Annotated in this window: 21 protein-coding genes, 1 pseudogene and 1 riboswitch; of the genes and pseudogenes, 11 read left to right on the top strand and 11 right to left on the bottom strand. The window is 68.8% G+C overall.

Annotated features, from left to right (window positions below):
* Positions 1–334 precede the first annotated feature (334 nt).
* Together AC1VNM_RS21480 and AC1VNM_RS21475 are read left to right on the top strand one after the other, a co-directional pair.
* Positions 335–1096 carry a TSUP family transporter gene (locus AC1VNM_RS21480; protein WP_377159085.1) on the top strand — a complete coding sequence of 254 codons (762 nt, stop codon included), beginning with the start codon at positions 335–337 and terminating at the stop codon, positions 1094–1096.
* A gap of 126 nt (positions 1097–1222) precedes the next feature.
* Entirely contained in the window at positions 1223–2041 is an 819-nt protein-coding gene (locus AC1VNM_RS21475) for an HDOD domain-containing protein (RefSeq protein ID WP_331612937.1), read from the top strand.
* Between the two features lie 45 nt (positions 2042–2086).
* Here the strand turns inward: AC1VNM_RS21475 and AC1VNM_RS21470 are convergent, their stop codons facing one another.
* The gene (locus tag AC1VNM_RS21470; RefSeq protein ID WP_483108238.1) at positions 2087–3397 is read right to left on the bottom strand and encodes a GGDEF domain-containing protein; all 1311 of its coding nucleotides are present in this window, start codon (positions 3395–3397) and stop codon (positions 2087–2089) included.
* A 308-nt stretch (positions 3398–3705) separates the two neighbouring features.
* Positions 3706–3878, top strand: a riboswitch (FMN riboswitch).
* Positions 3879–3982: 104 nt separating this feature from the next.
* Between AC1VNM_RS21470 and AC1VNM_RS21465 the strand changes: the two genes are divergently transcribed.
* On the top strand, positions 3983–4468 hold the full coding sequence (locus AC1VNM_RS21465; RefSeq protein WP_483108237.1) for a 6,7-dimethyl-8-ribityllumazine synthase: 486 nt from the start codon (positions 3983–3985) through the stop codon (positions 4466–4468).
* Between the two features lie 32 nt (positions 4469–4500).
* Here the strand turns inward: AC1VNM_RS21465 and AC1VNM_RS21460 are convergent, their stop codons facing one another.
* The 4 genes from AC1VNM_RS21460 to AC1VNM_RS21445 form a co-directional block, all read right to left on the bottom strand.
* On the bottom strand, positions 4501–5442 hold the full coding sequence (locus AC1VNM_RS21460) for a pseudouridine synthase (protein WP_483108236.1): 942 nt from the start codon (positions 5440–5442) through the stop codon (positions 4501–4503).
* Positions 5443–5473: 31 nt separating this feature from the next.
* Entirely contained in the window at positions 5474–6370 is an 897-nt protein-coding gene (locus AC1VNM_RS21455; protein WP_483108235.1) for a TIGR02285 family protein, read from the bottom strand.
* A gap of 8 nt (positions 6371–6378) precedes the next feature.
* The gene (locus tag AC1VNM_RS21450; RefSeq protein ID WP_483108234.1) at positions 6379–7680 is read right to left on the bottom strand and encodes a UDP-N-acetylglucosamine 1-carboxyvinyltransferase; all 1302 of its coding nucleotides are present in this window, start codon (positions 7678–7680) and stop codon (positions 6379–6381) included.
* A 492-nt stretch (positions 7681–8172) separates the two neighbouring features.
* Positions 8173–8754, bottom strand: a complete 582-nt coding sequence (locus tag AC1VNM_RS21445) for a hypothetical protein (RefSeq protein WP_483108233.1) — start codon at positions 8752–8754, stop codon at positions 8173–8175.
* Between the two features lie 417 nt (positions 8755–9171).
* Here AC1VNM_RS21445 and AC1VNM_RS21440 point away from each other — a divergent pair, with 417 nt between their 5' ends.
* Positions 9172–9381, top strand: coding sequence for a hypothetical protein (locus AC1VNM_RS21440; RefSeq protein WP_377159093.1), 210 nt, complete (start codon positions 9172–9174; stop codon positions 9379–9381).
* Between the two features lie 109 nt (positions 9382–9490).
* Positions 9491–10534 (top strand): RDD family protein, encoded by a 1044-nt coding sequence (locus tag AC1VNM_RS21435; protein ID WP_483108232.1) that lies wholly within the window; start codon positions 9491–9493, stop codon positions 10532–10534.
* Between the two features lie 2 nt (positions 10535–10536).
* Here the strand turns inward: AC1VNM_RS21435 and trhO are convergent.
* Positions 10537–11322, bottom strand: a pseudogene (gene trhO / locus AC1VNM_RS21430) (oxygen-dependent tRNA uridine(34) hydroxylase TrhO); the annotation flags it as partial.
* Between the two features lie 252 nt (positions 11323–11574).
* Here trhO and asd point away from each other — a divergent pair.
* From asd to AC1VNM_RS21410, 4 genes are all read left to right on the top strand, one after another.
* The gene (gene asd, locus AC1VNM_RS21425; protein WP_483108231.1) at positions 11575–12423 is read left to right on the top strand and encodes an archaetidylserine decarboxylase; all 849 of its coding nucleotides are present in this window, start codon (positions 11575–11577) and stop codon (positions 12421–12423) included.
* A 90-nt stretch (positions 12424–12513) separates the two neighbouring features.
* Positions 12514–13827 carry a tryptophan--tRNA ligase gene (locus AC1VNM_RS21420; protein ID WP_483108230.1) on the top strand — a complete coding sequence of 438 codons (1314 nt, stop codon included), beginning with the start codon at positions 12514–12516 and terminating at the stop codon, positions 13825–13827.
* Positions 13828–13975: 148 nt separating this feature from the next.
* A complete protein-coding gene (locus tag AC1VNM_RS21415; protein ID WP_377159097.1) occupies positions 13976–15682 on the top strand; it encodes an AMP-binding protein in 1707 nt (568 codons plus the stop codon).
* A 34-nt stretch (positions 15683–15716) separates the two neighbouring features.
* Positions 15717–16118: a YkvA family protein gene (locus tag AC1VNM_RS21410; protein ID WP_377159098.1), complete on the top strand. Its 402-nt coding sequence runs from the start codon at positions 15717–15719 to the stop codon at positions 16116–16118.
* Between the two features lie 22 nt (positions 16119–16140).
* On the opposite strand, the gene AC1VNM_RS21405 is transcribed toward AC1VNM_RS21410, so the two are convergent.
* Positions 16141–17037, bottom strand: coding sequence for a LysR family transcriptional regulator (locus AC1VNM_RS21405; protein ID WP_377159099.1), 897 nt, complete (start codon positions 17035–17037; stop codon positions 16141–16143).
* A gap of 431 nt (positions 17038–17468) precedes the next feature.
* Entirely contained in the window at positions 17469–17792 is a 324-nt protein-coding gene (locus tag AC1VNM_RS21400; protein WP_377159100.1) for a DUF4148 domain-containing protein, read from the bottom strand.
* Between the two features lie 324 nt (positions 17793–18116).
* Here AC1VNM_RS21400 and AC1VNM_RS21395 point away from each other — a divergent pair, with 324 nt between their 5' ends.
* Together AC1VNM_RS21395 and AC1VNM_RS21390 are read left to right on the top strand one after the other, a co-directional pair.
* Positions 18117–18785, top strand: a complete 669-nt coding sequence (locus tag AC1VNM_RS21395) for a LysE family translocator (protein WP_483108229.1) — start codon at positions 18117–18119, stop codon at positions 18783–18785.
* A gap of 78 nt (positions 18786–18863) precedes the next feature.
* Positions 18864–20210, top strand: coding sequence for an MFS family transporter (locus AC1VNM_RS21390; protein ID WP_377159102.1), 1347 nt, complete (start codon positions 18864–18866; stop codon positions 20208–20210).
* Between the two features lie 3 nt (positions 20211–20213).
* On the opposite strand, the gene AC1VNM_RS21385 is transcribed toward AC1VNM_RS21390, so the two are convergent.
* The 3 genes from AC1VNM_RS21385 to AC1VNM_RS21375 all read right to left on the bottom strand — a co-directional run bounded on the left by AC1VNM_RS21385 (position 20214) and on the right by AC1VNM_RS21375 (position 24031).
* Positions 20214–21857 carry a SulP family inorganic anion transporter gene (locus AC1VNM_RS21385; protein ID WP_377159103.1) on the bottom strand — a complete coding sequence of 548 codons (1644 nt, stop codon included), beginning with the start codon at positions 21855–21857 and terminating at the stop codon, positions 20214–20216.
* A 100-nt stretch (positions 21858–21957) separates the two neighbouring features.
* Complete coding sequence (locus AC1VNM_RS21380; protein ID WP_483108228.1) at positions 21958–22752, bottom strand: aldose epimerase family protein; 795 nt, start codon at positions 22750–22752, stop codon at positions 21958–21960.
* A gap of 136 nt (positions 22753–22888) precedes the next feature.
* The gene (locus AC1VNM_RS21375) at positions 22889–24031 is read right to left on the bottom strand and encodes an HD-GYP domain-containing protein (RefSeq protein ID WP_483108227.1); all 1143 of its coding nucleotides are present in this window, start codon (positions 24029–24031) and stop codon (positions 22889–22891) included.
* Positions 24032–24061: the final 30 nt, after the last annotated feature.

The following is a 24061-nucleotide window of genomic DNA, read 5'->3' as shown; positions in this document are numbered from 1 at the left end:
ACGCAAGTGAGCGCCGGCCAACCGTTCCATCTTGGTGCATTCGCCGAGTGAAAACCCCAAGTGCGTGCATGGGGGTGCGGTCCTAGCATCCACCCCACTCGACGCGACACCCGTCCCGGGTCGGCGACAAGCCGGCGCAAATGGGGGTTGCCTACGGGGGCTGAGGAGACAAACAGATCAAACCAACACCAACGAATAGCAGTGACACTGTCACAATTCGCGGGCACCTGAATCAGGTGCCCGTTTTGTTTTCGTGGCCTGGTTTTGCGCGCATCCTGCGATCGTTCTCGGCCCGTGTCCGCGGCCCCGAGGCCGCTCTTGCGAGTCGTTGCTGATGATCGAGTTGTTGACCGCGGCCGTGGCGTCGCTGCTGGCCGGATTCGTCGATGCCGTCGTGGGCGGCGGCGGGTTGATCCTGGTGCCCGCGCTGTTCAGCGTTTATCCGAATGCCGCGCCCGCCACCCTCTTCGGCACCAACAAGGGCGCCGCCATCTGGGGGACGGCCTGGGCCACCCATCAATTTTCCAAGCGTGTGTCGCTGCCCTGGCTGGCCTTGATGCCGGCGGCGGCCGCCGCGCTGGCCGGCAGCTTCGCCGGCGCCTGGGCCGTCACGCAGGTGGACCCCAGCGGCCTGCGCAAGGCCCTGCCGGTGATCCTGTTGGGCGTGCTGCTGTACACGCTGGCGAAGAAGGACCTCGGCCGGCACCACGCGCCGCGCCACGAGGCCACGGCGCAGACGCTGATCGCCAGCGTCATCGGGCTGACGATCGGCTTCTACGACGGCTTCTTCGGACCGGGCACGGGCAGCTTCTTCGTCTTTCTGTTCGTGCGGCTGCTGGGCTTCGACTTCCTGCACGCATCCGCGACCGCCAAGCTGATGAACACGGCGACCAATTTCGCCGCGCTGGTGCTGTTCGCCTCCAAGGGCCACGTCTGGTGGCACGTCGCGGCGGTGATGGCGGTGGCCAACGTCGCCGGCAGTCTGGTGGGAACGCGCCTGGCCCTGGCCAAGGGTGCGGGCTTCGTGCGCGGCATGTTCGTCGTCGTCGTGTCGCTGCTCATCCTCAAGACCGGCTACGACGCCTTCCTGCGCTGAGGCGGCGCGCCGCCTCCGGGCGCGCGAGACGCTATCCGAACAACACGCACCGGGTGTCCGCCAAAGGCGGGATGCCCGGCAGCCCATCGCCCGGGCTACCATCCGTCCAAACAACCGCTGACCACCATGCCTGTCGATCCTCAACTCCGCGCGCTGGATATCGAGATCCCCACCCAGCCGGACGTGCTGGTCAAGCTCTCCCTGCTGATGGCGGACGAGGACATCGACCTGCAAGCCGTCTCCGGCCTGGTGGAGACCGACATGGCCCTGGCCGCCGCCGTGCTGAAGGCGGTGAACTCGTCGCTCTACGGCCTGCGCGGCCGCGTGCAGACGGTGCACCAGGCGCTGACCTACCTCGGCATGCGCGAGGTCGCTGCGATCACCTTCGAGATGGGCCTGCGTGCGGCCTTCCCGCCGGCCGTCGAACTGGAACCCGTCTGGACCCGCGCGGCCAAGCGCGGCCTGCTGATGGGCCGCATGGGTCAGATGCTGGGTGTCGACCCGTGGGCGGCGCACTCGGCGGGCCTGTTCGAGGAATGCGGCAAGGCGGTGCTCTACCGCCATGCACCGGGACACTATCCGGCGATGCTGCGCGCCACCGCCAGCGACAAGGAGCTGGTCCAGCTGGAGCACACCGCGTTCGGTGTCAGCCACGACGCGCTGGGCGCGGCCCTCTGCGAGAGCTGGGGCCTGGCGCCCGCCGCCGTCGCCAGCGTGCGGTACCACGTGCAGCTGCAGCATGAACTGCTGATGCCGGAGGCGATGCAGCGCCGCGGCGTCGGCGCGATCTCGCTGGTGGCATGGACGCTGATGAACAAGCCGGAAGCGCTGGACGAGACGGTGATGGAGATCGCCCCGCAGGCGCAGCTGGACGAGACGCTGATGCTGCGCGCCGCGCGCCGTGTCGAGGAGCAGCTGCAGCAGGCCGAGTCCCGCGGTCGCTGACAGCGGCTCGCGCTGCCCTCGCCTCCCGCGGCGAGGCCGCCGCGCTCACGACGCGAGGCAGAGCCGGTCGCGTCCCATGTGCTTGGCAAGGTAGAGCGCTTCGTCCGCCGCCTGCAGCAGCGCCTGCGGGCTGAGATAGGGATGCCCCGGCTGGGAGGCCGCGAGGCCGGCGCTGATCGTCACGATCCCGTCGTCCGTCTTCCCGTCGGGCGTCCCCTCCGGCAGCGCCCCATGCGGCACGGCCAAGGCCCGCCAACCCTCGCGCAGCGCTTCCATCAGCCCCTGCGCGGACTCGATGTCGAAGCCGGGCAGCAGCACCGCGAATTCTTCGCCGCCCAGGCGGGCGACCAGGTCGGTGTCGCGCTGGAAGTGCTCGGCGAGCAGCCGCGCGAGCCGGCGCAGCACCTCGTCGCCAGCGCTGCGTCCGTGGCGCTCGTTGAACGGCTTGAGGTGGTCCACGTCGAGGATCGCCAGCGCCAGTCGCCCCTGGTCGCGCTGCGCGCGCTTGAACTCACGCCGCAGCGCGGCATCGAATTCCCTCCGGTTGGCGATGCCCGTCAACGCGTCGTGGCGTTCCATGGACGCCAGTTCGCGCCGCTTCGCTTCCAGGGATCGCTCCGCCTGCTGCAGCGCGCGGTGCTGGCGGGCGATCTCCTCCCGCAGTTCGCGCCCGCGGGACTGCTCGCGGTGCAGCTCGTCACCCAGCGAGGTCCGGACATGGTCGAGCGCCTGCTCCAGTTGCAGCAGCTCGCGGGGCCGCGGTTCGCCGGGCTCGAGCCAGGTCAGGGTCTGCGGCGGCAGCGTCGGATCGAAGCGGCGGGCCTGCGCGGACAGGTGGTTCAACTGCCGCAGCAGCCAGCGGTCCAGCAAGAGCGCGGCGACCAGGCCCAGCACGGTCGCCAGGGTCAGGTGGATCAGCGCGGAGCGCAGCAGCGGATCGCGGCGCAGCGTGTCGCCGATCGTCGAGGCCGAGGCCTGCAGTCGCAGCTCGCCGCTGCCGGCGAGCGAGAACTCGGCGCTCTGGCCCGGTTCACCGTCGTCATCGGACAGGGCACGAAACTGCTGGCCATCGCGCGTGCGCAGCTCGACGCGGCGCAGGTTGTGGCGGGTGAGGATGTGATGGAGCAGGCCGTGCAGCGCTTCGGGCCGCTCCAGCCGCTGCTGGAGGCTGTAGGCCAGCGGCCCGGCATACAGCAGCGGGATGGCACTCAGTTCCGCGTCGGCCTCCACGGCGCGGCGCTGCGTCGTTTCGCGCAACTGCCAGCCGCTGGACAAAGCGACGAGCAGCAGTCCGAACACGAACAGCGCCAGCAGTGGGCGGGCGCCCACCGAGATGCGGATGGCCTTGTGGGTCATGCGTGGATGCCGAGCTTGCGACGGAAGTTCCGCCATACGTCGTCAAGTCATCGTCGGGCCATTGTGCCGAGCCGTGTTCGCTGGTTTCCCCGGGGAAACTCCAAGCCGTGACGGGTCCCCGAATGGTCCTGGTGGGCCGGAACGGTCGCCTGGATCGACCTCGGCGGACTCGTCGCACTCACGGCGGCCTACCTCTGGGGGAACACCTGTCGCAGCCGTGGGGACATGCGGACCGCGTCGCTCGGATCCGTGTTCGGAAACCTAGAATCCGCCCGCCCCGCACACCCTCCTTCCGAAGGCGTGCAGGGCAGCGTTCTCAGGGCGGGGTGGAAGTCCCCACCGGCGGTATCCGGGGCGCGGTCGACAGACCGACGACCCCGGGAGCCCGCGAGCGCCCGGCACCGCCCTTGTGGTGCCGGGGTCAGCAGACCTGGTGAGAAACCAGGGCCGACGGTCACAGTCCGGATGAAAGAGATCGCGTCCATCGTCGGCCTCGCGGGCCGGCGCAAGCGTTCGCGCCTGCGCCGCCGGGCGGCCGCGTTGTGCGTGCGCGCCCTGATTCATCGTTCCAACCGAAGGGTTCACATGAATCAGACCAACCACCTCCACTCTCCCTCCTCCGCCGTTCCGCGCGTGGCCATCGTGTCCGCGAGCTGGCATGCCGACCTGGTCGGTCGATGTCGCGAGGCCGCCATCCGCGGACTCGAAGCCGGCGAGCCCGTCCGCGTCGAGACCTTCGAGGTCCCTGGCGCCTTCGAGATCCCGCTCCATGCGATGAAGCTCGCGCGCAGCGGGCAGTTCGACGCGGTGCTCGCCTGCGCGCTCGTCGTCGACGGCGGCATCTACCGGCACGACTTCGTCGCGCAGGCCGTCATCGACGGACTCATGCGGGTGCAGCTCGATACCGGCGTGCCGGTGTTCTCGGCGGTGCTCACGCCGCTGGCATTCCATGAGCACGCCACGCATCACGGGTTCTTCCATGAGCACCTCGTGATCAAGGGCACCGAGCTCGCCGGCGCCTGCCGGGCGACGCTGGAGGCGTTGCGCAAGCTCGACGCGTTGAGCGCTTGAGCGTCGGGGCCCAGTGAGACTCGTGGGGCGCGCTATGAGCGCGTCGCCGCGGCGGTCAGCTGGAGCGAGGTCACGAACTTCCTCGGCTGACCGCTCACCGGATCAATGAAGGCGATCTCGCGTGCGAGCAGTTGCAGCGGACGCGTGAAGTCCACCGTGTCCTCGACAGGCTGCAGCAACGGATAGATGCGATCGCCCTCGATGGGCAGCCCCAGCGCACACAGCTGCGCGCGCAGCTGATGCTTCACGCCGCTGTGCGGGCGCAGCTCGTAGCGGGCGAGATCGGCGCCGAGACGCTCGATCAGCGCGATACGCGTGCGCGCATTCGGCGTGGATTCCGCGTCGTCCACGGTGCGCATCTGCATGAAGTCGACGGGATGCTCCTCCAGTCGGCTTTCGTACTCGAATGGGAGTCGTGCGCCGATGTCGTCGCGCCACGGCGCAATGGCCTCGTAGACCTTCTCGACGTCGCGATCGCGGAACAGCCGTTGGTACGCGTCGCGCGTGGCCGGCCGCACGGAGAACAAGGTCAGCCCCGCCGTCTCGCGATCGAGCCGGTGCACGGGGCTCAGGTCCGCCAGGCCGGTCTCGCGACGCAGGCGCGTCAGCAGCGTCTGCTGGACATAGCGACCCTTCGGCGTGACCGGCAGGAAGTGCGGCTTGTCGGCGACAAGCAGATGCTCGTCGACGTGCAGGATGCGTGCCTCGAAAGGGACTGGCGGCTCGTCGTCCAGCCAGCGCCAGTAGTAGAGGCGGCGTTGCGCGCGATAAGGCGCATCGGGCGGCAGCGGCGTGCCCCTGTCGTCGAGCACGTCGCCGCGTGCCATCCGCGCGGTCCAGTCGTCGCGCGCCACCAGCGGCAGACGCTCGGCCAGGAAGTCCAGCACCCGTGTCCACGGGCCCGGCGGGCAGGCGAGTGCACTCGCGGCGACGCCGTCGCGCAGCGGCAAGGCGAGCTTCGGCGGACGGGCCATTGGGAACTGAACCTTCAACCGGCGGCGGTGTTCACTCGATCTGCGCCGGACCGCGGGCGCGCTCGTCGAGGAAACGGTTCAGGCGCTGCAGATCGTCGGTATCGATCGGCGCACCGTTGCGCCAGGCCTTGATCCACGCATCGCGCTGCGATTCGGCGGCCAACTGCCGTGCCGCCTGGTCCATCGCCTCGATCGCGCGGCGACCCTCCGGCGTGCGACTGCAGCCCGCGGTGGCCACCGATGTGCTGCGACCCTCGGCCAGCGGCAACTTGGCGAGTTCGGGCGGGCCGGGATGCGTCGCGTTGTACTCGTCCACCATGATCGGATACTCGAGCGTGTAGTCCATCCGCCTGGCCCGCAGCATCGGCAGCAGGTGGGCACCGCGGCCCGCGACGATCGAGCGCGGCGCGCGTTCCGGACTCGCGGCGAGCAGCTTGTCGATGCGCGGCCCGTAGCTGCGGTCGCGCGTCAGCAGACCGGTGAGATCGGTGCGACGCAGCAGCTCCGCGAGCTGCAGCGGCTGGCCGTTGGATTCGAAGCGGGCCAGGTCCTCGCGTCGGACGATCACATGGATCTGGCGCGACATCATCGGCGGGAACAAGGTGGTGAAGTACAGCCACTGCAGTCGCTCGGGCGTGCGCACGTGCAGCACGGAGCACAGCGTCTCGCCCTGGCGCACCTGGGCCTCGAAGCGGGGCAGGCTGAGTTCGATGAACTCGTGCCGGTATTGCGGCATGCGCTCGATGAGCAGACGCAGGAAGCCGTCGACTTCGCCCTGGCCGAGGTCCTCGGCGCGCTGCGGCGGCTTGCCATCGCGATAGACGAAATGCGGCGGCATGTCCTGCACGAGCCAGCGCAGCACGGGCGGGGCCGGCGGCGGCGATGGCTGCGCCACCGCGGGCGCGGTGGCCACGAGTGCGGCGAGCACCGCGACGATCAGTCGCCCTCGACCCATTCCACCTTGGCGCCGAGGCGGGTGATGTTCTCGGCGAACTGCGGATGGGCGCGGCGGACCGGCGTCGCGTTGCGGATCACGGACTTGCCGGGGATGCTGGCCGCGACCATCAGCAGCGCGATGGCGACGCGGATGATGTAGGGGCTCTCGACCTCGGCGGGGCTCAGCGTCTTGCCGCCGAAGGTCACCATGCGGTGCGGGTCGGACAGGAAGGCGTGGGCGCCGAACTTGGACAGCTCGGTGGTCCAGCCCATCGCGCCGTCGTAGACCTTGTTCCAGAACATCACGCTGCCCTCGGCCTTCACGCCGAGCGCGACGAAGATCGGCAGCAGGTCGACCGGCAGGTAGGGCCACGGCGCCGCTTCGACCTTCTGCAGGATGTTGCGGGTGAAGGGCTCCTTGACCTTGAGCTTGCCGTCGACGACGGAGCGCGACCAGCCGTCCTCATGGATGATCTGGACGCCGAACTTGGCGAAGGTGCGGTCGATCAGCGGGAACTGCTCGGGCTGCGAGTTCTTGACCCGGACGTCGCCGCCGGTGATCGCGCCCAGCGCCAGGAAGGTGACGATCTCGTGGAAGTCCTCGGCGAAGGTGAATTCGCCGCCGCCCAGGGCCGCGACGCCGTGGATGGTCAGCCGCGAGGTGCCCAGGCCTTCGAGCTTCGCGCCGAGCATCTGCATGAACTGGCAGAACTCCTGCACGTGCGGCTCGCTGGCGGCGTTCATCAGCGTCGACGTGCCATGGGCCAGCGCGGCGCAGAGGACGAAGTTCTCGGTCGTGGTGACGGAGGCGTAGTCGGTCCAGTGGTCGTTGGCGCGGAGCTGGCCCTCGACCTTCACGACCAGGCCGTCGGGGGCGCGGTCGACGCTCGCGCCGAAGCGCTGGAAGACCTCGACGTGCGGATCGATCTCGCGCGCGCCCAGGGTGCAGCCCTTGACGTCGTCCTCGATGCGGGCGGCGCCGAAGCGCGCCATCAGGCCGGGGACCAGCATGATCGAGGAGCGCATCTCCTCCGGCAGATGGTCCTTGGCCGGATCGAAATGGGTGTCGAGGTGGTGCAGGTCTAGCACGCCGCTCTTGAAGTCCACGGACACGCTGCTGCCGAGCTTGCGGAAGACCTCGAGGATCTTCTTGACGTCGGTGATCTCGGGCACGCCGTGCAGCCGGACCGGCTCACGCGTGAGCAGGGTGGCGCAGAGGATGGGCAGGACGGCGTTCTTGTTGGCCGAGGGAACGATGCGGCCCTTCAGGGGCGAGCCGCCGTGGACGATGAGGTTGGACATGGCCTGGCGCGGGCGCGCGGATGGAATTCGGTGGACGAGCGCGAATTATCGGGGGTCGCGGGATGGCCCGGCGCTCGAACGGGACATCGATGTGCATCTTGCAACCTGGGCCTCGCGGATGCCAGCGAGCTTGTGTTCCGGCGACGGAGGAAATCCTCCGGGGCCGGCGGTTCGAGGGCGGCTGACTTGCATGAGTCGGTTGGCCTACGAATCCAGGGAGGATTCGCTCGAATGACTCCTATCCTGGGCAGGTGTTGGAAGAGGAACTGATGCCTAGAGTCGATGCTTTTGGAGGTGCACATGCAGCACGGGACGGAAGCAGCGAATGATGATTCTCGGATCGCGGATCGGTCGACCCCAAAAGACTTGCCAGAGGGCCTGCCGGAGCTGTTCTTCGGATTTGTAGGGCCGACAGGGGTCGACCTGAGCCTCGTCTGCGAGACCTTGGCGAGCCAGCTGAACTTGGCGGGCTATGAGACGCGGGTCGTATCGTTAGGCGATCTGATTGACCCCTTCATGGGCTTGGTCCATCGCCCTGGCAATGAGTTCGAGCGCATGGATGCGCTCATTACCAAGGGCACGAAGTTGCGGCGCGCGACAGGCAATGCGGACATCGTGGCACGGCTGGGTCTGGCGCACATTCGAGTTCTTCGCGAGCAGATCACGGGAAGCATGGATGTCCGCGCGACTCATGGCCTTGCCTATCTCGTGAAGTCGTTCTGTCGCCCCGAGGAAATCGCGCTCTTCCGAGAAGTCTACGGTCAGGCCTTCCTGCTCGTTTCCGCCTATGCGCCCAGGGAAAGTCGACGTCGCAATCTCGCCCTGAGGTTTGCTGGTCTTCAGCACGGGAACGCGGGACCAGAGGAACTCGCGATCCGCCTCATTGCCCGCGACCATGCTGAAGACACCCCGTTGGGACAGAAGGTGGGCGACGTGTTTCCGCTGGCGGACTACTTTGTGTTGGCGGGCCGCCTTGCGGCGCTGAGGGCAAACCTGAAGCGACGGGTCCAGTTGGTCTTTGCCGAGCCCTTTGTCTCGCCCACGCGCGACGAGCAGGGCATGTTCTTCGCGCATGCGGCCGCGCTCCGCTCGCACGACCTTTCCCTGCCACCTCTGCGCCCGGCACATCCTTGCAAGCGGCATTGCGGACGTGCTCTTCATCGAGCCTTACGAAAAGAGCCGCACGGATCAGCTCCACGCGGACGCCATCAGCGTGGAGCCCGAGGAGCCGTCTCGGATTCGCACCAACTTCCGGGCCTTTGTAGGCCTTGCGCCTCGGCGCTACATGGAGTTCTTCTCCGTAGGCACAGCGCCCCGCAAGACCGACGATGGGCAAGTCACGCAACGCGCTATCCGAGGCTGGGGCCCGCGATTCCGGGCGACATCCATGGACTACGTCACCGAGGAGCAGCGACTCATCCGCGAGCTTCCCGATGCCGGGCCCGACAGTGGGCCCGGAGCACCCCTGCACACCACGAAGGCGGCCTGACCATGACATTCAACAGCAACGATTACCCATTCCTCCGAGCGATCCAAGAGGCCAAACGAGAGGTCGACAGCTGGCCGGAATGGAAGCAGCGCTCTGTGCGCATGAGGATCTGGGCTCCCGGCGTACCCAGCACGGTCTATCTCATTGATGATCGCATCTACCGGGACATCCCCCTCTGGTACCGCGAGGAGCAAGAGCGTGGCGAGAGCTAGGGAAGTCATGGGCCTCGAAGAGGGAACGCCCTCGCGACAATCCTGCCCCATGATCCCGCCCGTTGAACCGCCCACTTCCGAGACCGTTCCCCCGGTGCCGGAAGCGCCCGTGCCTTCGCCTTCGCCAGCGACATCCCCTGTCCGCCGGCTGCTCGCGAAGCGGCGCGCCGCGGCCGAGGCGCCCGAGGACCCGCGCGACTGGATCACGCCCGAAGACCTCAACGTCGCGCCGGCCCTGCTCGGTCTGCCGCTGGCCTCTCCCTGGCAGCGCGCCAAGGCGATGGCCGTCGACGTGACGCTGGTGACGCTGCTCTCTAACTTCGGCAACACGCCGCTGCTGGCCGGCTGCTGCTGGGTCGCGTGGCGCTGGTACAAGCTGCAGCGCGCGTCGCGCGGAGAAGTTCGCAAGGAATCCGGCTGGCTCGGTTGGGCGCCGGCGCTGTGCCTGGTCGCGTTCGGGCTCTACTCGAGCACCATGGAGCACATCGACGAGCCGACGAAGCAGGCCCGCCGCGAGGCCGCCGCGGCCGCATCGACTGACAAGGCCGCCTCGACCGAGAAGGCCGACCGCCACGACGAGGACAACGACACGTCCGAGGTCCACGAGGACGTCAAGGACCTCGTGAAGCACGCGATCGCGACGGCCGCGACCGCGGCGTCGGCCGCCTCCGCATCGGCCTCCGGCGGGCTGGAGCAGGAGGTGATCCGGCAGGTCGAGAAGGACGGCGAGCTGCAGCGCAAGGCCGACCGCCTGCGCATCAAGGCGCTGCAGGAAGAGGTCCGCTCGCTCAAGGACGAGGCCAAGCGCTCGCCGCTCGAGAAACTCCGCCATTGGTGGGAGGTGGTGGGCCTGAACCTGGTCTGGGCCTTCGTGTACTTCGTGGCCTTCCCACTGATCTGGCCGGGCCAGACGCCGGGCAAGAAGCTGATGGGCCTGCGCATCGTCGAGCTGACCGGCAAGCCGCTCAAGCCGATGTTGTGCGTGCGCCGCTACGGCGGTTACGCGGCCGGCGCGACGACCGGCGGCATGGGCTTCCTGCAGATCCTGTGGGACGCCAACCGTCAGGGCTTGCACGACAAGGCCGCGCACACCGCCGTCATCGACACGCGCAACCCGCGTCGCCTGCGCCTGACCGAAGACCTGACGGGCTGAACTCAGCCCTTCGGATCGAGCCGCTTCGCCCGCGCGAGCCGCCAGGCCTCGGCGGGATCGTCGCCATAGACCTCTTCCGCCGTCGTCGCGGTCTCGCGTCGATGCGTGTCGATCGCGATGCGCTTGTCGAAGACGAAGCACTCGCCGCGCCAGTCCGCGTCGGCATCGGGCATCTGCTCGAAGTAGTTGAGGATGCCGCCGTCCAGTTGCCGCACGGTCAGTCCGCGCGCGGTCATCCAGCCGGACAGCTTCTCGCAGCGGATGCCGCCGGTGCAATACATCGCGACGGTCTTGCCTTCGCGCTGCCAGGCGTCGGCGTGGGCGTCGATGTAGGCGGGAAAGTCGCGGAAGTGCCGCACGCCGGGATCGATCGCGCCTTCGAAATGGCCGAGTTCGAATTCAAAGTGGTTGCGGTTGTCCAGGAGGACGACGTCGTCGCGCCGGATCAGCTCGCGCCATTCGCGCGGCGAGACATGCGTGTCGCGCGCATCGGCCAGTCCCGTGACGCCATCCAGCCCGAAGGCGACGAGCTCCGGCTTCTCATGCACCTTCAGCAGCGTGAACGGGCGCGTCGCGCAGAAGCTGCGCTTGAAGTGCAGGTCGGCGAACGGTGGCTCGGCACGCAGCGCGGCTTCGTAGGCATCGAGCGCCTGCGGCAGCCCGCCGATGGCGCCGGTGATGCCTTCGGGGGCGAGCAGCAGGTTGCCGCCGATGGCGCGTCCTATGGAGTCGTTGACGTCACGCAGCCGCTGCGCGAGCGCCCCCGTCTCGTCCAGCCGGACGAACTTGTAGAACGAGCTGTGCTCATGCGCATGCTCGTGCGCGTGTTCGTGCTGCTGCGCGGGGAAGACATCGGAGGGACCACTGAAGACGGACGCCGTAAGACAGGCAGGAAGGCGGGCAGGGCGTCATGGTACCGACCTTCCGCGCAGGCCCGTGGGAGGGCGCGAAGCCCGCCCGGGAGCAACCCGGGTGTGGGACCCGTACTTGCCCGCCTAGAATCCGCCACCCATTTTTCGCCCCTTCGGGGGCCCGATGCCGTGTCCGATCGCCTTGCCGTCCTGCCTCAATACCTGATGCCCAAGGGCGCCATGACGCGGCTGGCCGGTCGGCTGGCGAGCGCGGAACTGGGTGGCTTCACGACCTGGACGATCAAGCGCTTCATCGCCAAGTACGGCGTGAACATGGCCGAGGCGGTCGAGTCCGATCCGACCGCCTATTTGACCTTCAACGACTTCTTCACGCGCGCGCTGAAGCCGGGCGTGCGCCCGCTGGCCGACGCGCCGCTGATCTGCCCGGTCGATGGGGCCATCAGCCAGTTCGGTGCGATCCGCGCGGACCAGATCTTCCAGGCCAAGGGCCACCAGTACTCGACGACCGCGCTGGTCGGCGGCGACCAGCAGCTGGGCGCGCAGTTCCGCGACGGCCACTTCGCGACGATCTACCTGAGCCCGCGCGACTACCACCGCATCCACATGCCTTGCGCCGGCCGCCTGGTGCGCATGGTGCATGTGCCGGGCGACCTGTTCTCGGTGAACCCGACGACCGCCCGCGGCGTGCCGGGCCTGTTCGCCCGCAACGAGCGCGTGGTCTGCCTCTTCGAAGGCGAGCATGGCCCGTGGGTCCTGGTGCTGGTGGGCGCGACCATCGTCGGTTCGATGGCCACCGTCTGGCACGGCGTGGTCAATCCGCCGCGGCCGGGCCGCCTGCGCACCTGGCACTACGAGAACGAGCACTTCAGCTACGCGCAGGGCGCGGAGATGGGCCGCTTCCTGCTCGGTTCCACCGTCGTGCTGCTGTTCCCGAAGGACCTGCCGATGCAGTTCAACGCGCAGTGGCAGCCCGGTGGTGCGGTGCGCCTCGGCGAGTCGATGGCCACGCTGGGCTGATCGCCGCGCGCTGGCAACCCCTGTCCCTCCGACGGGGGGCCGCCTTTGCGGGACAATCGCCGTTTTGCGAAACGACGGCGACGAGTTCCCATGACCCTGCGTGTCCTGACCGGCATCACGACCACCGGCACCCTGCACCTCGGCAACTATGTCGGCGCGGTGCGCCGCGCCATCGCGGCCAGCCGCGAGCCCGGCGCCGAGAGTTTCTTCTTCATGGCCGACTACCACGCGCTGATCAAGTGCGACGAGCCGGCCCGCATCGAGGCGTCGCGCCTGCAGATCGCCGCGACCTGGCTGGCCGCCGGCCTGGACACGAGCCGGGTCGTCTTCTACCGCCAGAGCGACATCCCCGAGATCCCCGAGCTGACCTGGCTGCTGACCTGCGTCACGTCCAAGGGCCAGATGAACCGCGCGCATGCCTACAAGGCGTCGGTCGACGCCAACGTGGCCGCGGGCGAGGACCCGGACGCCGGCATCACGATGGGCCTGTACAGCTATCCGATCCTGATGGCCGCGGACATCCTGATGTTCAACGCGCATCGCGTGCCGGTGGGCAAGGACCAGGCGCAGCACATCGAGATGGCGCGCGATGTCGCGCAGCGCTTCAACCACACCTTCAAGACGGAACTCTTCGTGCTGCCCGAGGCGAGCATCGACGAGGAGATGGAGCTGCTGCCCGGCCTGGACGGCCGCAAGATGTCGAAGAGCTACGACAACGTGATCCCGCTGTTCGAAGGCGGCGCGAAGGCGTTGCGCGAAGCGATCTCGAAGATCGTCACCGACTCGCGCCTGCCCGGCGAGCCCAAGGAGACCGAGGGCTCGCACCTGGTCCAGATCTACGACGCATTCGCCACACCCGCGCAACGCCAGGCGTTCCGCGCGGCGCTGCAGGGTGGCCTGTCCTGGGGCGAGGCCAAGGACCAGCTGTTCGCGCTGATCGATGCGGAGATCGGCCCGATGCGCGCTCGCTATGACGCGCTGATGGCCAATCCCGAGAAGATCGAGGAGATCCTGATGGAAGGCGCCGCCAAGGCCCGCGCCATCGCGGGTCCGCTGCTGGCGCAGGCGCGCGAGGCCGTCGGCCTGCGACGCTTCCAGCCGTTGGCCACGCCGGTCGCTCAGGCGACCAAGGCAAAGTCGACGGTGCCGGCGTTCAAGCAGTACCGCGAAGCCGACGGGCTCTTCTACTTCAAGCTGCTCGCGGCCGACGGCACCCTGCTGCTGCAGAGCACCGGCCTGTCGCAGGGCAAGGAAGCCGGGCAGTGGGTCGCCAGGCTCAAGCGCGAAGGCGCCGCGGCGTTGGGCGACGCGCCGGTGACCAAGGAGACCGGCGACGACGTGCTGCTGCCGGCGCTCGAGGCGCTCGTGGCCGCCGAGCTGGAAGCCGCCGCGGCGAAGGGCTGAGCCTCCTGGCGTTTCGAAAGGAAACCCTGGTTTAGGGTGCCAAGTCGATCACGTTCATCGAAGAAACCCGCTCGTTCCTCGACGCGAGGCGTCGTAGTCTCCAACGTTGATTCCGTCACGATTCAACACCACAACAAGGAGACCACCGATGTCCACGACGACCCGCCTGCCTGCCGACTCCCTGGCGCTGCAACGCCTCTATGCCTGGGAGCTGGACACGCCGGACCGGGTCACGTTGCGCCAGCCGATGGGCGGGGGCGTCGTCAAGGACTTCACCTGGAAAGAGGTCGCCGATCAGGCGCGCCGCATGGCCGCGCACCTGAAGACGCTGGGCCTCGAACAGGGCTGGGAACCCGGCGCCCGCGTCGCCATCCTGTCCAAGAACTGCGCGTGGTGGCTGATGAGCGACCTCGCGATCTGGATGGCCGGCTACGTCAGCGTGCCGCTGTATCCCACGCTCGCTCCCGACACCATCCACCAGATCCTCAGCCACAGCGAGGCCAAGCTGCTGTTCGTCGGCAAGCTCGACGGCTGGGAAGGGATGCGCCCCGGGGTGCCGCTGGGCCTGACCTGCATCTCCTATCCGGTCTCCCCCGACGACGCCCAGGACACCTACGACCACTGGGACGCGATCTGCGCCGAGACGCAGCCGCTCAAGGGCAAGCCCATCCGCGCCGCCGACGACTTGGCGACCATCATCTACACGTCCGGCACGACAGGCACGCCCAAGGGGGTGATGCATTCGTTCGGCAACTTCGCGTGGGCCATCGCCACGGGGCTCAAGCGCATCCCGCTGAGCGAACGCGATCGCATGTTGTCCTACCTGCCGCTGGCGCACGTCGTGGAACGCGCGCTGGTCGAGCACGGCTGGCTCCACACCGGCATGACGATCTACTTCGCCGAGAGCCTGGATACCTTCGCCGCCGACCTGCAGCGCGCCCGGCCGACGGTGTTCTTCTCCGTGCCGCGGCTGTGGACCAAATTCCAGCAGGGCGTGCAGGCCAAGGTGCCGCAGCCCAAGCTCGAGCGCCTGTTGAAGCTGCCCTTCATCGGCAACCTCGTGCGCAAGAAGATCCTGAAGGCGCTGGGCCTGAACGAGTGCACCTTCGCCGCCGGCGGCGCCGCGCCGATGCCGGTCGCGCTGCTGAAGTGGTACCGCGCGCTGGGCCTGCCGATCAACGAGGGCTACGGTATGACCGAGAACCTGGCGCTGTCGCACATCACCGTGCCGGGGCGGGACCAGATCGGCAGCGTGGGCCCCGCCTATGACGGCGTGCAGACGCGGCTGGATCCGATCACCGGCGAGCTGCAGATGAAGAGCCAGGCGCTGATGCTGGGCTACTACAAGCAGCCCGAGCTGACCGCCGAGACGCTCACCGCCGACGGCTGGCTGCACACCGGCGACAAGGCGGAGATTTCCGACAAGGGCGCGCTCGCCGGCTGCGTGCGCATCACCGGGCGGGTGAAGGACCTGTTCAAGACGAGCAAGGGCAAGTACGTGTCGCCGGCGCCGATCGAGGACCGTCTGTCGACGAACCCCGCCATCGAGGCCTGCGCGGTCACCGGCGCGAACTTCGCGCAGCCGGTGGGCATCGCGATGCTGTCGCCGGAGGCCGCCGCGCGCGATCGCGCCGGGCTGGAGCAGGAATTGACCGCGCATCTGGAGAAGGTCAACGCGCGCCTCGATCCGCATGAGCAGCTCGACTGCCTGATCGTCACGGCGACGCCGTGGACCGTCGACAACGGCCTGATCACCCCGACCTTCAAGGTGCGCCGCAATCGCGTCGACGAGGTCTACGGTCCGCGTCTGGAAAACTGGATCGCCCAGCGCCGGAAAGTCATCTGGGCGGACTGACGCGCCGCCCCCGCGGCTGGCGCATGATGGGCGGATGAAACGCGGATCCCTCAAGCGCTGGGCCGCCCTGCTCAAGGGCGAGCTGCTCACCGTCTTCTACGCGGCACGCGATCCGGAGGCGCCCTGGCTGGCGCGCTTCGTGGCGATCGCGGTCGCCGCCTACGCGCTCAGCCCGATCGACCTGATCCCGGACTTCATCCCGGTACTCGGCCTGCTCGATGATCTGATCCTGGTGCCGCTCGGCTTCTGGCTGGTGCTGCGGCTGATGCCGCCGCAGGTGATCGCGCGGGCGCGCCTGCGTGCCGCCGAGCAGCGCGGCCGGCTGCCGCGCAACCTCAAGGTCGGCGCGGCCATCGTCGTGCTGTGGGTGCTGCTGATGGTGCTGCTCGTCGTGTGGCTGGCCGGCCGCGGCGGCGCGCCGGCCGGCGCCGTCTGAGCGATCGACGCCATCGACACGATCAATCCGGGCCGAGACCCTTCTTCGCCAGCGTCTCGGCCACCCACTCGATGAACACGCGCATGCGCGCCGACACGTAGCGGTTGGGCGAATAGACCAGGTAGACCGGCACCGCGTTGTGGTGCCACTCCGGGAAGAGCGGCACGAGCTCGCCGCTCGTGAGCTCGTCCTGGACCGCGTATTTCGCCAGCTGGACGACGCCCAGTCCCGCCAGCCCGGCGGCGACGTAGGCGTTGCTGTCATTGACGTCGAGCCGGCGGCGGCCCTCGACCTCGATGCGCTCGTCGCCGCGATGGAACACGAACGGGAACACGCGCCCGGTCCGCGACGAGAAGTAGCCCACGGCCTGGTGGGGCTCCCGGTCCAGGTCCTCGGGCGTCTCCGGCGTGCCGTGCTTGGCGAGGTAGGCCGGCGACGCGCAGGTGCAGAACTGGATCTGCCCGACGCGACGCGCGACCAGGCCGGCGTCCTGCACCGCGCCGACGCGCAGCACGAAGTCGACGTTGTCGACCAGCAGATCGATCGCGCGGTCGCTGACACCCAGGGCGATCTGGATGTCGGGATAGCGCTCGTGGAAGTCTCCGAGCGCGGGAATCAGCACCCGCGATCCGGTCAGCGTCGTCACGTCGACACGCAAGCGGCCGCGCGGCTTGCTCTGGTCGTGGAGCATCCCCTGGTCGATGGCCTCGAGCTCGCTCAAGAGCGCCATCGTCCGCTCGTAATAGGCGGCGCCATCCTGCGTGACGGTCACCTTGCGGGTGGTGCGCGTCAGCAACTGGACCCGCAGCCGCGCTTCCAGCGCCTGCACCAGCCGCGTCAGGCTGGCCTTGGGGAGATCCATCGAGTCAGCCGCCTTGGTGAAGCTGCCGGTTTCCACCACCCGGGCGAACGCCCGCATTTGCACGATCCGGTCCATCCGATGCCCTTGATCTGGCGGCCCGAAGAGGGGGACTGCTGGGGGGCCGCGGGGCGATTCTCCGGGATTCCGCACGGTCGTGCGCGTTGCGCGCCGCATTCCCGTGTCACACGCGGTTCCGGGGCGATCTGGGCGAATGCCGGATGAATATGGCGCCCCTGCCTGTTGAATATCGGAGGAGTATCTGACAGCGCGGAGACTTAATTGGTGCTTAAGCAAAAGAAAACCCCCTCGGCGAGTAGTGGCTCATCCGAGGGGGGTATAGGCGGTCGGTGACGGACAGGAGGGAGGAGTGCGGAGAACCGCCACCGACCAGGGCCGGAGCCCTTGACCTCAAAAAAACGCTCTCAACCAATCTATTGTTCGAGTTCTCTCTCAGGGGGTTGCTTGCAGGCGGGTATCAGGAACGGGAATCAGCGGCCGGCGACGGAAGTGGCCGGGGCGCTGCCACCGAACTTCTTCACCAGCGTCGCGTAGTACGGCGAGCTGCGCAGTTGGGCGTACTTGGCCTGGGCGGCGTCGCGGCGGGCATTGTCGTAGCCGTAGGTTTCCGACTGCTCGACGGCGGCCAAGCCGGACTCGCGGTAGATCTCCAGGTCGGCCAGCACTTCGGCGCGGCTCACGGCGCTGGGGGTGTTGACGGGCTGGGTGTGCGGGTTGTCGTTGGCCATCGCGCTGCCGGCCACCAGGGCGGCGGAAGCGAACAGGACGGAAGCCAGGATGTTCTTGGTGCTCATGATCTTTCCTTTCAGATTCGGTCCCAGGGCAACAGCGAAGGGGCACGGGGTGGATGATTCGACCCGTCGATTGCGCCAGGGATTCAATTCGGTTTCGTTTGAAATCCGTCGGTTGCCCGGAGGTTTCAAGCCGTCGCCTGGTGGAGATTCCCGGAAGCGGTTTCGGTGTGTCGATGGGATGAACTATGAACGATAAGGGTTCACCCTTAAATCCATTCCTTCGCAACAGTCCGTTGAAAAGATCGGAACAATCACTGCGCGAATCTCGCGCGGTCCGCGCAAGCGGGGGCGGGCATGATGGCGGCCTTTCAGGAGATGCATTCGATGCTCGGCACCCACGACCTCGGCCTCTTCATCGCCTCCGGCCTGCTGCTCAACATGACGCCGGGACCAGACTCGCTGCTGATCATGGCGCGCAGCGCCACGCAGGGCTTCCGCGCCGGCTCGGCGGCGGCGCTCGGCATCGGCGCCGGCACCTGCGTCCACATCCTGGCCGCGGCGCTGGGCCTGTCGGCGCTGCTGTCGGCCTCGACGGCGGCGTTCACCGTGGTGAAGCTGCTCGGCGCGGCCTACCTCGTGTACCTTGGCGTCGGCATGCTGTTCAAGCGCCGCGCGGCCGACGCCCGGGTGGAGGACGCGCGCCAGGAGCAAGGCCTGACGCCGCCCCCCGCGGCCCCGCTGCGGAAGATCTTCGCGCAGGGCTTCCTCACCAACGTGCTGAACCCCAAGGTCGGGCTGTTCTTCCTGGCCTTCGTCCCGCAGTTCATCTCGGCCGACGCGCCGAGCAAGGCGGTCGCCTTCCTGTTCCTGGGCGCCGTCTTCAACGTGAACGGGATGCTGTGGTGCCACCTGCTCGCCTGGTCGAGCGCCGTGGCGGGCGCCCGCGCACGTGGGCAGGGGTGGGCGCGCGCGCTCGGGCGATGGCTCAACCGCGGCATCGGCGCGCTGTTCCTGGCCTTCGGCGTGCGATTGGCGGTGGCCGAAATGGGGTAGCCCATCCGTGGTGCGCGTGGCGTTCGGTTCGTCCGAACCGCGCCTGCGGGTTTTCCATCGCGGGAGTAGGCTGCCGGCATGAATGCCAACACCCCTCCCCTGTCCGGCGGCGCGATGTCGCCGGCGTCCGGTGTCCCCGGGCACTACACCGCGCACGAGAAGCGCGATCGCATCTTCGCCATCGTCGGCGCATCGTCCGGCAACCTGGTCGAATGGTTCGACTTCTACGTCTACGCGTTCACGTCGATCTATTTCGCGCACGCGTTCTTCCCGAAGGGCGATCCCACGGTCCAGCTGCTCAACACGGCGGGCGTGTTCGCGGCGGGCTTCCTGATGCGGCCGATCGGCGGCTGGCTGTTCGGCCGGATCGCCGACCGCAAGGGCCGCAAGACGGCCATGATGATCTCGGTGCTGATGATGTGCGGCGGCTCGCTGGCCATCGCCTGCATGCCGACCTACGAGACCATCGGCGTCCTGGCGCCGGCGCTGCTGCTGGCGGCGCGGCTGTTCCAGGGTCTGTCGGTGGGCGGCGAGTACGGCACCAGCGCCACCTACATGAGCGAGGTCGCGCTGCGCGGTCAGCGCGGGTTCTACGCGTCCTTCCAGTACGTGACGCTGATCGGCGGCCAGCTGCTGGCGGTGCTGGTCGTGGCGGTCCTGGAGCAGACGCTGACCGAGACGCAGATGCATGACTGGGGCTGGCGCATCCCGTTCGCGGCGGGCGCCGCGACGGCGGTGATCGCGTTCTACCTGCGCCGCTCGCTGGCCGAGACCGCGAAGGCGGAGCAGCTCGACCGCAAGGAATCGGGCTCGATGCGCGAGCTGTTCAGCAAGCACATGCGCTCGTTCCTGATCGTGCTGGGCTTCACCGCGGGCGGGTCGCTGGCCTTCTACACGTACACGACCTACATGCAGAAGTACCTGGTGCTGAGCGTGGGCATGGACAAGAAAGTGGCGAGCACCGTGATGACGGCGGCGCTGTTCGTCTACATGTGCATGCAGCCGCTGTTCGGCGCGTTGTCGGACCGCATCGGGCGGCGGACCTCGATGCTGTGGTTCGGCATCCTCGGTGCGCTGTGCACGTGGCCGATCCTGTCGGCGCTCAAGGGCGTGCAGAGCCCGTACGCGGCCTTCGGGCTGATCATCCTGGCGATGGCGATCGTGTCGCTGTACACCTCGATCGGCGGGCTGATCAAGGCGGAGATGTTCCCGCCGGAGATCCGCGCGCTGGGCGTCGGCCTGTCGTATGCGATCGGCAACGCGATCTTCGGCGGCTCGGCGGAGTTCGTCGCGCTGAGCCTCAAGTCGGCGAACGTCGAGAGCGCGTTCTATCTGTACGTCTCGGTGATGTGCTTCTTCGCCTTCCTCGTCTGCTTCCTGATCCCCGACCTGCGCAAGCATGGGCATCTGAACGAGGTGCATTGAGCGTCAGCCCGCGTCGCGCATCCCCAGGTGATGCGACAGGTACAGGCGCCCGCGGAACCACGATTCCCAGCCGCTGGCCTTGAGCCGGTCGAGCACCGGCCCCTTGACCTCGCTGAGGTCGAGTCGCCGGCCCTGGCGCTCGAGCGTCTCGTGCAGTTCCTTCAGCGCGCTCAGGCCGCTGAAGTCGATGCTGTTGACCGGCGACATCTGCAGCAGCACGCGCCGCGTGGTCGGGTGCGTGTCGAGGTGGGCCTGGACGACGTCGGCCAGGCTGCGGCCGTTGAGGAACAGCAGGCTCTCGTCGATGCGCAGGCCGAGGACTTCCGGATCGAGCTCGACCTGGTAGCGCTCGACGTTGCGATAGTGCTCGGTGCCGGGAATGCGTCCGATCAGCGCGACGTGCGGCCGGGCGCTGCGCTGCAGCAGCAGCGCGATCGCGCTCGCCACGCCCAGGCCCAGGGCCGCGGTGATGCCGACGAAGATCACCAGCAGCGTCACCGCCGTCATGAGCAGGGCCTCGGCGCGGTCGTAGCGCCAGGCATCGGCATAGGGACCGAACTTCAGGCCCGACAGCACCGCGACCATGATGCTGGCCGCCAGCACCGGCTTGGGCACCCAGGCCAGCAGCGGTGACAAGGTCAGCAGCACGAGGCCCATCATCGCGGCGACGAAGACGCCGGTCATGCGCGTGCGGCTGCCCGCGTCGCTCATCAGCACGCTGCGCGAGAAGCTCGCGGCGGCGGGCATGCCGCCCGAGATCGCCGCCGCCAGATTGGCGACGGACAGGCCCATCAGTTCGCGCCGCGCGTCGACGCGTTGACCGACCCGACGCGCCAGCGATTCCGCCACCGCGAGGCTGGACACGTAGCCGAGCAGGCCGATCAGCGCGGCGCCGGGCAGCATCGCGGTCCAGAGCTCGGGATCCAGCCGCGGCAGCGTGAAGACCAGCGCCAGCGGCGGCAGCTCGCCGACACGCGGCAGGCCCTGCGGATCCCAGCCCCACGCGACGCCGATGCCGATGAGCAGCACGGCCAGCGGCGCGATCCGGGAGACGAAGCCCTTCGGCAACCGCCGCACCACGACCAGCGCCAGCAGCGACACGACCCCGAACAGCGCCGCGACGCCGCGCCAGTCGAAGCCGTGGGCCGACAGCGAGCGCCACAGCTCCGGCAGCGTGCCGCCGGTCGCCGTCGAGCCGATCAGCACCGGCAGCTGGCTGGCGGCGATGGCGATCGTCGCGCCCGATTCGAATCCGTGCAGCACCGGCACCGACAGCAGCGCGGCCAGCGCGTGCAGGCGCAGCAGCGCCGCCGCGCCGAGGAACAGGCCGACCTCGGCGGACAGCACCAGCGCGGCCTCGCTCGGGCTAACGCCGGCGGGCGCCAGCTGCAGCGTCTGCATGATCATCAGCGCCAGCACCGCGACCGGGCCGATGTTGAGGAAGGGGCTGGAACCCAGCGCCGCGTAGAACAACGGCGGCAGCAGGCTCGCGTAGAGGCCCACCTGCGGCGGCAGCCCCGCGAGCATCGCGTAGGCCAGGCTCTGCGGGATCAGGAGGACGCTGACCACCACGGCGGCGACGAGATCGTCGCGCAAGGCGTCGCGCAGATAGGGCCGGAAGGCGGCGAGGGAGGGCAGCGTCGGCATGGGGGGAGGCCGCAGGAGCAGCGCGCGGCAGTATAGGTGCCACCTTCCCCGCGGGTGCCCCGGCCGACGCGCGTGCGGACCTCGTCTCGCCCATCGGCGCTCAGAGGATCAGCGACCCGGCGGGATGGTCCGGCGGCACGCGCGGCAGCGGCGGCGTCCGCGGCTCCAGCAGGTCGATCGACACGCGCAGCGTCAGCTCCTCGCCGCGCGGCAGCGGCTGCAGCCGCGGCGTGTCCGGGGTCATCAGCCGGAGCTGGACCGAACTCCGCGTCGCATGGCGCTCGAAGCTCAAGGTGTCCAGCGGCGGCTCGCCGCGCAGCAGCGCGATGCGCCCGCCGGCGCCGCTCAGCGAGGCGATGCCGCACCAGGGATCGCGCCGCTCCGCGTGATCGCGGCCGGAGAGCTTCACCACGTCCAGGGAGTCGTCCAGCCACGCGGCGTCGGCGAAGTCTTCCGGGAAGTTCAGCAGCCACCCCAGGCGCGCCGGCATCGGCATGCGGCTCAGGTTGCGCACCGACAGGCTCCAGTCCAGCCGGTGTTCGTCCAGGCGGAAGGTCTGGCTCGCCTGCAACCCCCAGGTGCCCGGCGAGGGGCTGCGAGGATGCAGCATCAGCGTCATCGCGTCGGGCGCCTGCTGGGTGACGCGCCAAGGCTCGTCGAAGGCGCCCGGGTCCGGGACCAGGGCCGCCATGTCCTCGGGCACGTCGGACGGAGGCGCCAGTCTCACCGCGCCGCCGCCGATCAGCCTGCCCCGCTCGATCAGCAGCGGGCGCAGCCACGGTTGACGACCGCCGGGCCCGCTCTCCCCCAGCCAGCGCAACCGTCCGCCGCGATCCGGCGCGATCACCGCGCGCCAGCGCCCCGATTTCAGTTCGACGACTTGACCCACATGCATCCCCCATGTCCAAAAGCGGCGGAGTCTGCGCGCGAGGGCATGGGTCCAGCTCTACCGAAAGAGGGGTGGATCCTTGCAGGTGTGATGCATCGAGGTGGGTCGGCTGCAAGGCTTTGCAGGGCGCCCCTCGCGGCCGCTACGCGCCGGCGATCAGCGCGGCGATGCGCTCGTCGGAGAGGCGGATCGGCGAGGCGTGCGTGGGCAGCAGGGCGACCACAGCGTGGTCCTCGCGGCTGCTGTCGCGCAGCACCGGCGTGTGGCGCGGCTCGCCATTGGCGTTGGTCAAGGCCGACACCATCGGACGGTGCGCCTTGTCGCCGTTGCGCACCACCAGCCCCACCTCGCCGCTGGCCAGCCGCACCAGGCTGCCCGGCGGAAAGATGCCGAAGGACTTGATCAGCGCCGCCGCCAGCGGGCTTTGCGCCGCCATCTGGTGGAGCTCGCGACCCGCCTGTGCGGCGCTCATCGCGGGCCGGTTGGCCCGGCTGCTCAGGCGCGCGGTGTAGATGTCGGCGTAGCGCAGCATCTCGGCCAGTTCACCGACGTCGCTGATCCCGTGCGGGTAGCCGCGTCCGTCCGGCGTCTCGTGGTGCTGCAGCACGGCGTCCAGCCAGTCGGGATCGTCGATGCCGGCGGCGCTCAGCATCTCAACGCTGCGGATCGGATGTTCATTGATCGCCTCGCGCTGCATCGACGTCAGCGGCGAGACCTGGCTGGACAGCCGCGCCTGCAGGTCCAGCATGCCCAGGTTCATCGTCAGCGCGGCCTGGAAGGCGCGCCGCTGGTCGTCCGGACCCCAGCCCAGATAGCGGGCCGCCGCGTGGCACGCGGTGGCTGCATGCAAGGAATGCGTAACGCCGTAGTGCCCGCTAGTGGATTCAGGCTGTCGCACCACCTGTGAGAGTGCGACCTCGGGCGAGCTGTCGATCAGGGTCAGCATCAGCGCCGTCGCGCCGTCGAGCGCCCCGGCCATGCGATCGGGCGACGCCGAGAGGGCGTTGCGCACATCCTGCATGCCGCGGTCCCATTCCTCGGGCAGCCGGTCGCGCAGGTAGGCGGCGGAGCGCGTCGGCGCGGGCGTGGCCTGGCGCGCGGACTCGGCGAGTTCGTTCGCGTCGACCAGCGCGCCGCGACGCATCAGCGCGTCGAGCTGCGCCGCGTCGGCGATCACCTGCCCGCGCGCAAGCAGCAGCGTCCTGTCGGTGTCGCGCACGCTGAAGGCGAGCGGCTGACCGAGGACGATCCGGTTCTTGACCGATGACAGTGAACAGACACGCATGACAGACGTGGGGAGCGGAGGGCAGGCCGG

It is taken from the genome of Mitsuaria sp. MSU3D (genome assembly GCF_056867975.1).
This window is presented reverse-complemented; position numbering and strand designations above follow the sequence as displayed.

Excerpts from the sequence above, each read along its gene's own strand:
- AC1VNM_RS21480 (WP_377159085.1), top strand. The coding sequence starts at position 335 with ATGATCGAGTTGTTGACCGCGGCCGTGGCGTCGCTGCTGGCCGGATTC.
- AC1VNM_RS21475 (WP_331612937.1), top strand. The coding sequence starts at position 1,223 with ATGCCTGTCGATCCTCAACTCCGCGCGCTGGATATCGAGATCCCCACC.
- AC1VNM_RS21470 (WP_483108238.1), bottom strand. The coding sequence starts at position 3,397 with ATGACCCACAAGGCCATCCGCATCTCGGTGGGCGCCCGCCCACTGCTG.
- AC1VNM_RS21465 (WP_483108237.1), top strand. The coding sequence starts at position 3,983 with ATGAATCAGACCAACCACCTCCACTCTCCCTCCTCCGCCGTTCCGCGC.
- AC1VNM_RS21460 (WP_483108236.1), bottom strand. The coding sequence starts at position 5,442 with ATGGCCCGTCCGCCGAAGCTCGCCTTGCCGCTGCGCGACGGCGTCGCC.
- AC1VNM_RS21450 (WP_483108234.1), bottom strand. The coding sequence starts at position 7,680 with ATGTCCAACCTCATCGTCCACGGCGGCTCGCCCCTGAAGGGCCGCATC.
- AC1VNM_RS21445 (WP_483108233.1), bottom strand. The coding sequence starts at position 8,754 with ATGCGCGAAGAACATGCCCTGCTCGTCGCGCGTGGGCGAGACAAAGGG.
- AC1VNM_RS21440 (WP_377159093.1), top strand. The coding sequence starts at position 9,172 with ATGACATTCAACAGCAACGATTACCCATTCCTCCGAGCGATCCAAGAG.
- AC1VNM_RS21420 (WP_483108230.1), top strand. The coding sequence starts at position 12,514 with ATGACCCTGCGTGTCCTGACCGGCATCACGACCACCGGCACCCTGCAC.
- AC1VNM_RS21415 (WP_377159097.1), top strand. The coding sequence starts at position 13,976 with ATGTCCACGACGACCCGCCTGCCTGCCGACTCCCTGGCGCTGCAACGC.
- AC1VNM_RS21410 (WP_377159098.1), top strand. The coding sequence starts at position 15,717 with ATGAAACGCGGATCCCTCAAGCGCTGGGCCGCCCTGCTCAAGGGCGAG.
- AC1VNM_RS21405 (WP_377159099.1), bottom strand. The coding sequence starts at position 17,037 with ATGCGGGCGTTCGCCCGGGTGGTGGAAACCGGCAGCTTCACCAAGGCG.
- AC1VNM_RS21400 (WP_377159100.1), bottom strand. The coding sequence starts at position 17,792 with ATGAGCACCAAGAACATCCTGGCTTCCGTCCTGTTCGCTTCCGCCGCC.
- AC1VNM_RS21395 (WP_483108229.1), top strand. The coding sequence starts at position 18,117 with ATGCTCGGCACCCACGACCTCGGCCTCTTCATCGCCTCCGGCCTGCTG.
- AC1VNM_RS21390 (WP_377159102.1), top strand. The coding sequence starts at position 18,864 with ATGAATGCCAACACCCCTCCCCTGTCCGGCGGCGCGATGTCGCCGGCG.
- AC1VNM_RS21385 (WP_377159103.1), bottom strand. The coding sequence starts at position 21,857 with ATGCCGACGCTGCCCTCCCTCGCCGCCTTCCGGCCCTATCTGCGCGAC.
- AC1VNM_RS21380 (WP_483108228.1), bottom strand. The coding sequence starts at position 22,752 with ATGCATGTGGGTCAAGTCGTCGAACTGAAATCGGGGCGCTGGCGCGCG.
- AC1VNM_RS21375 (WP_483108227.1), bottom strand. The coding sequence starts at position 24,031 with ATGCGTGTCTGTTCACTGTCATCGGTCAAGAACCGGATCGTCCTCGGT.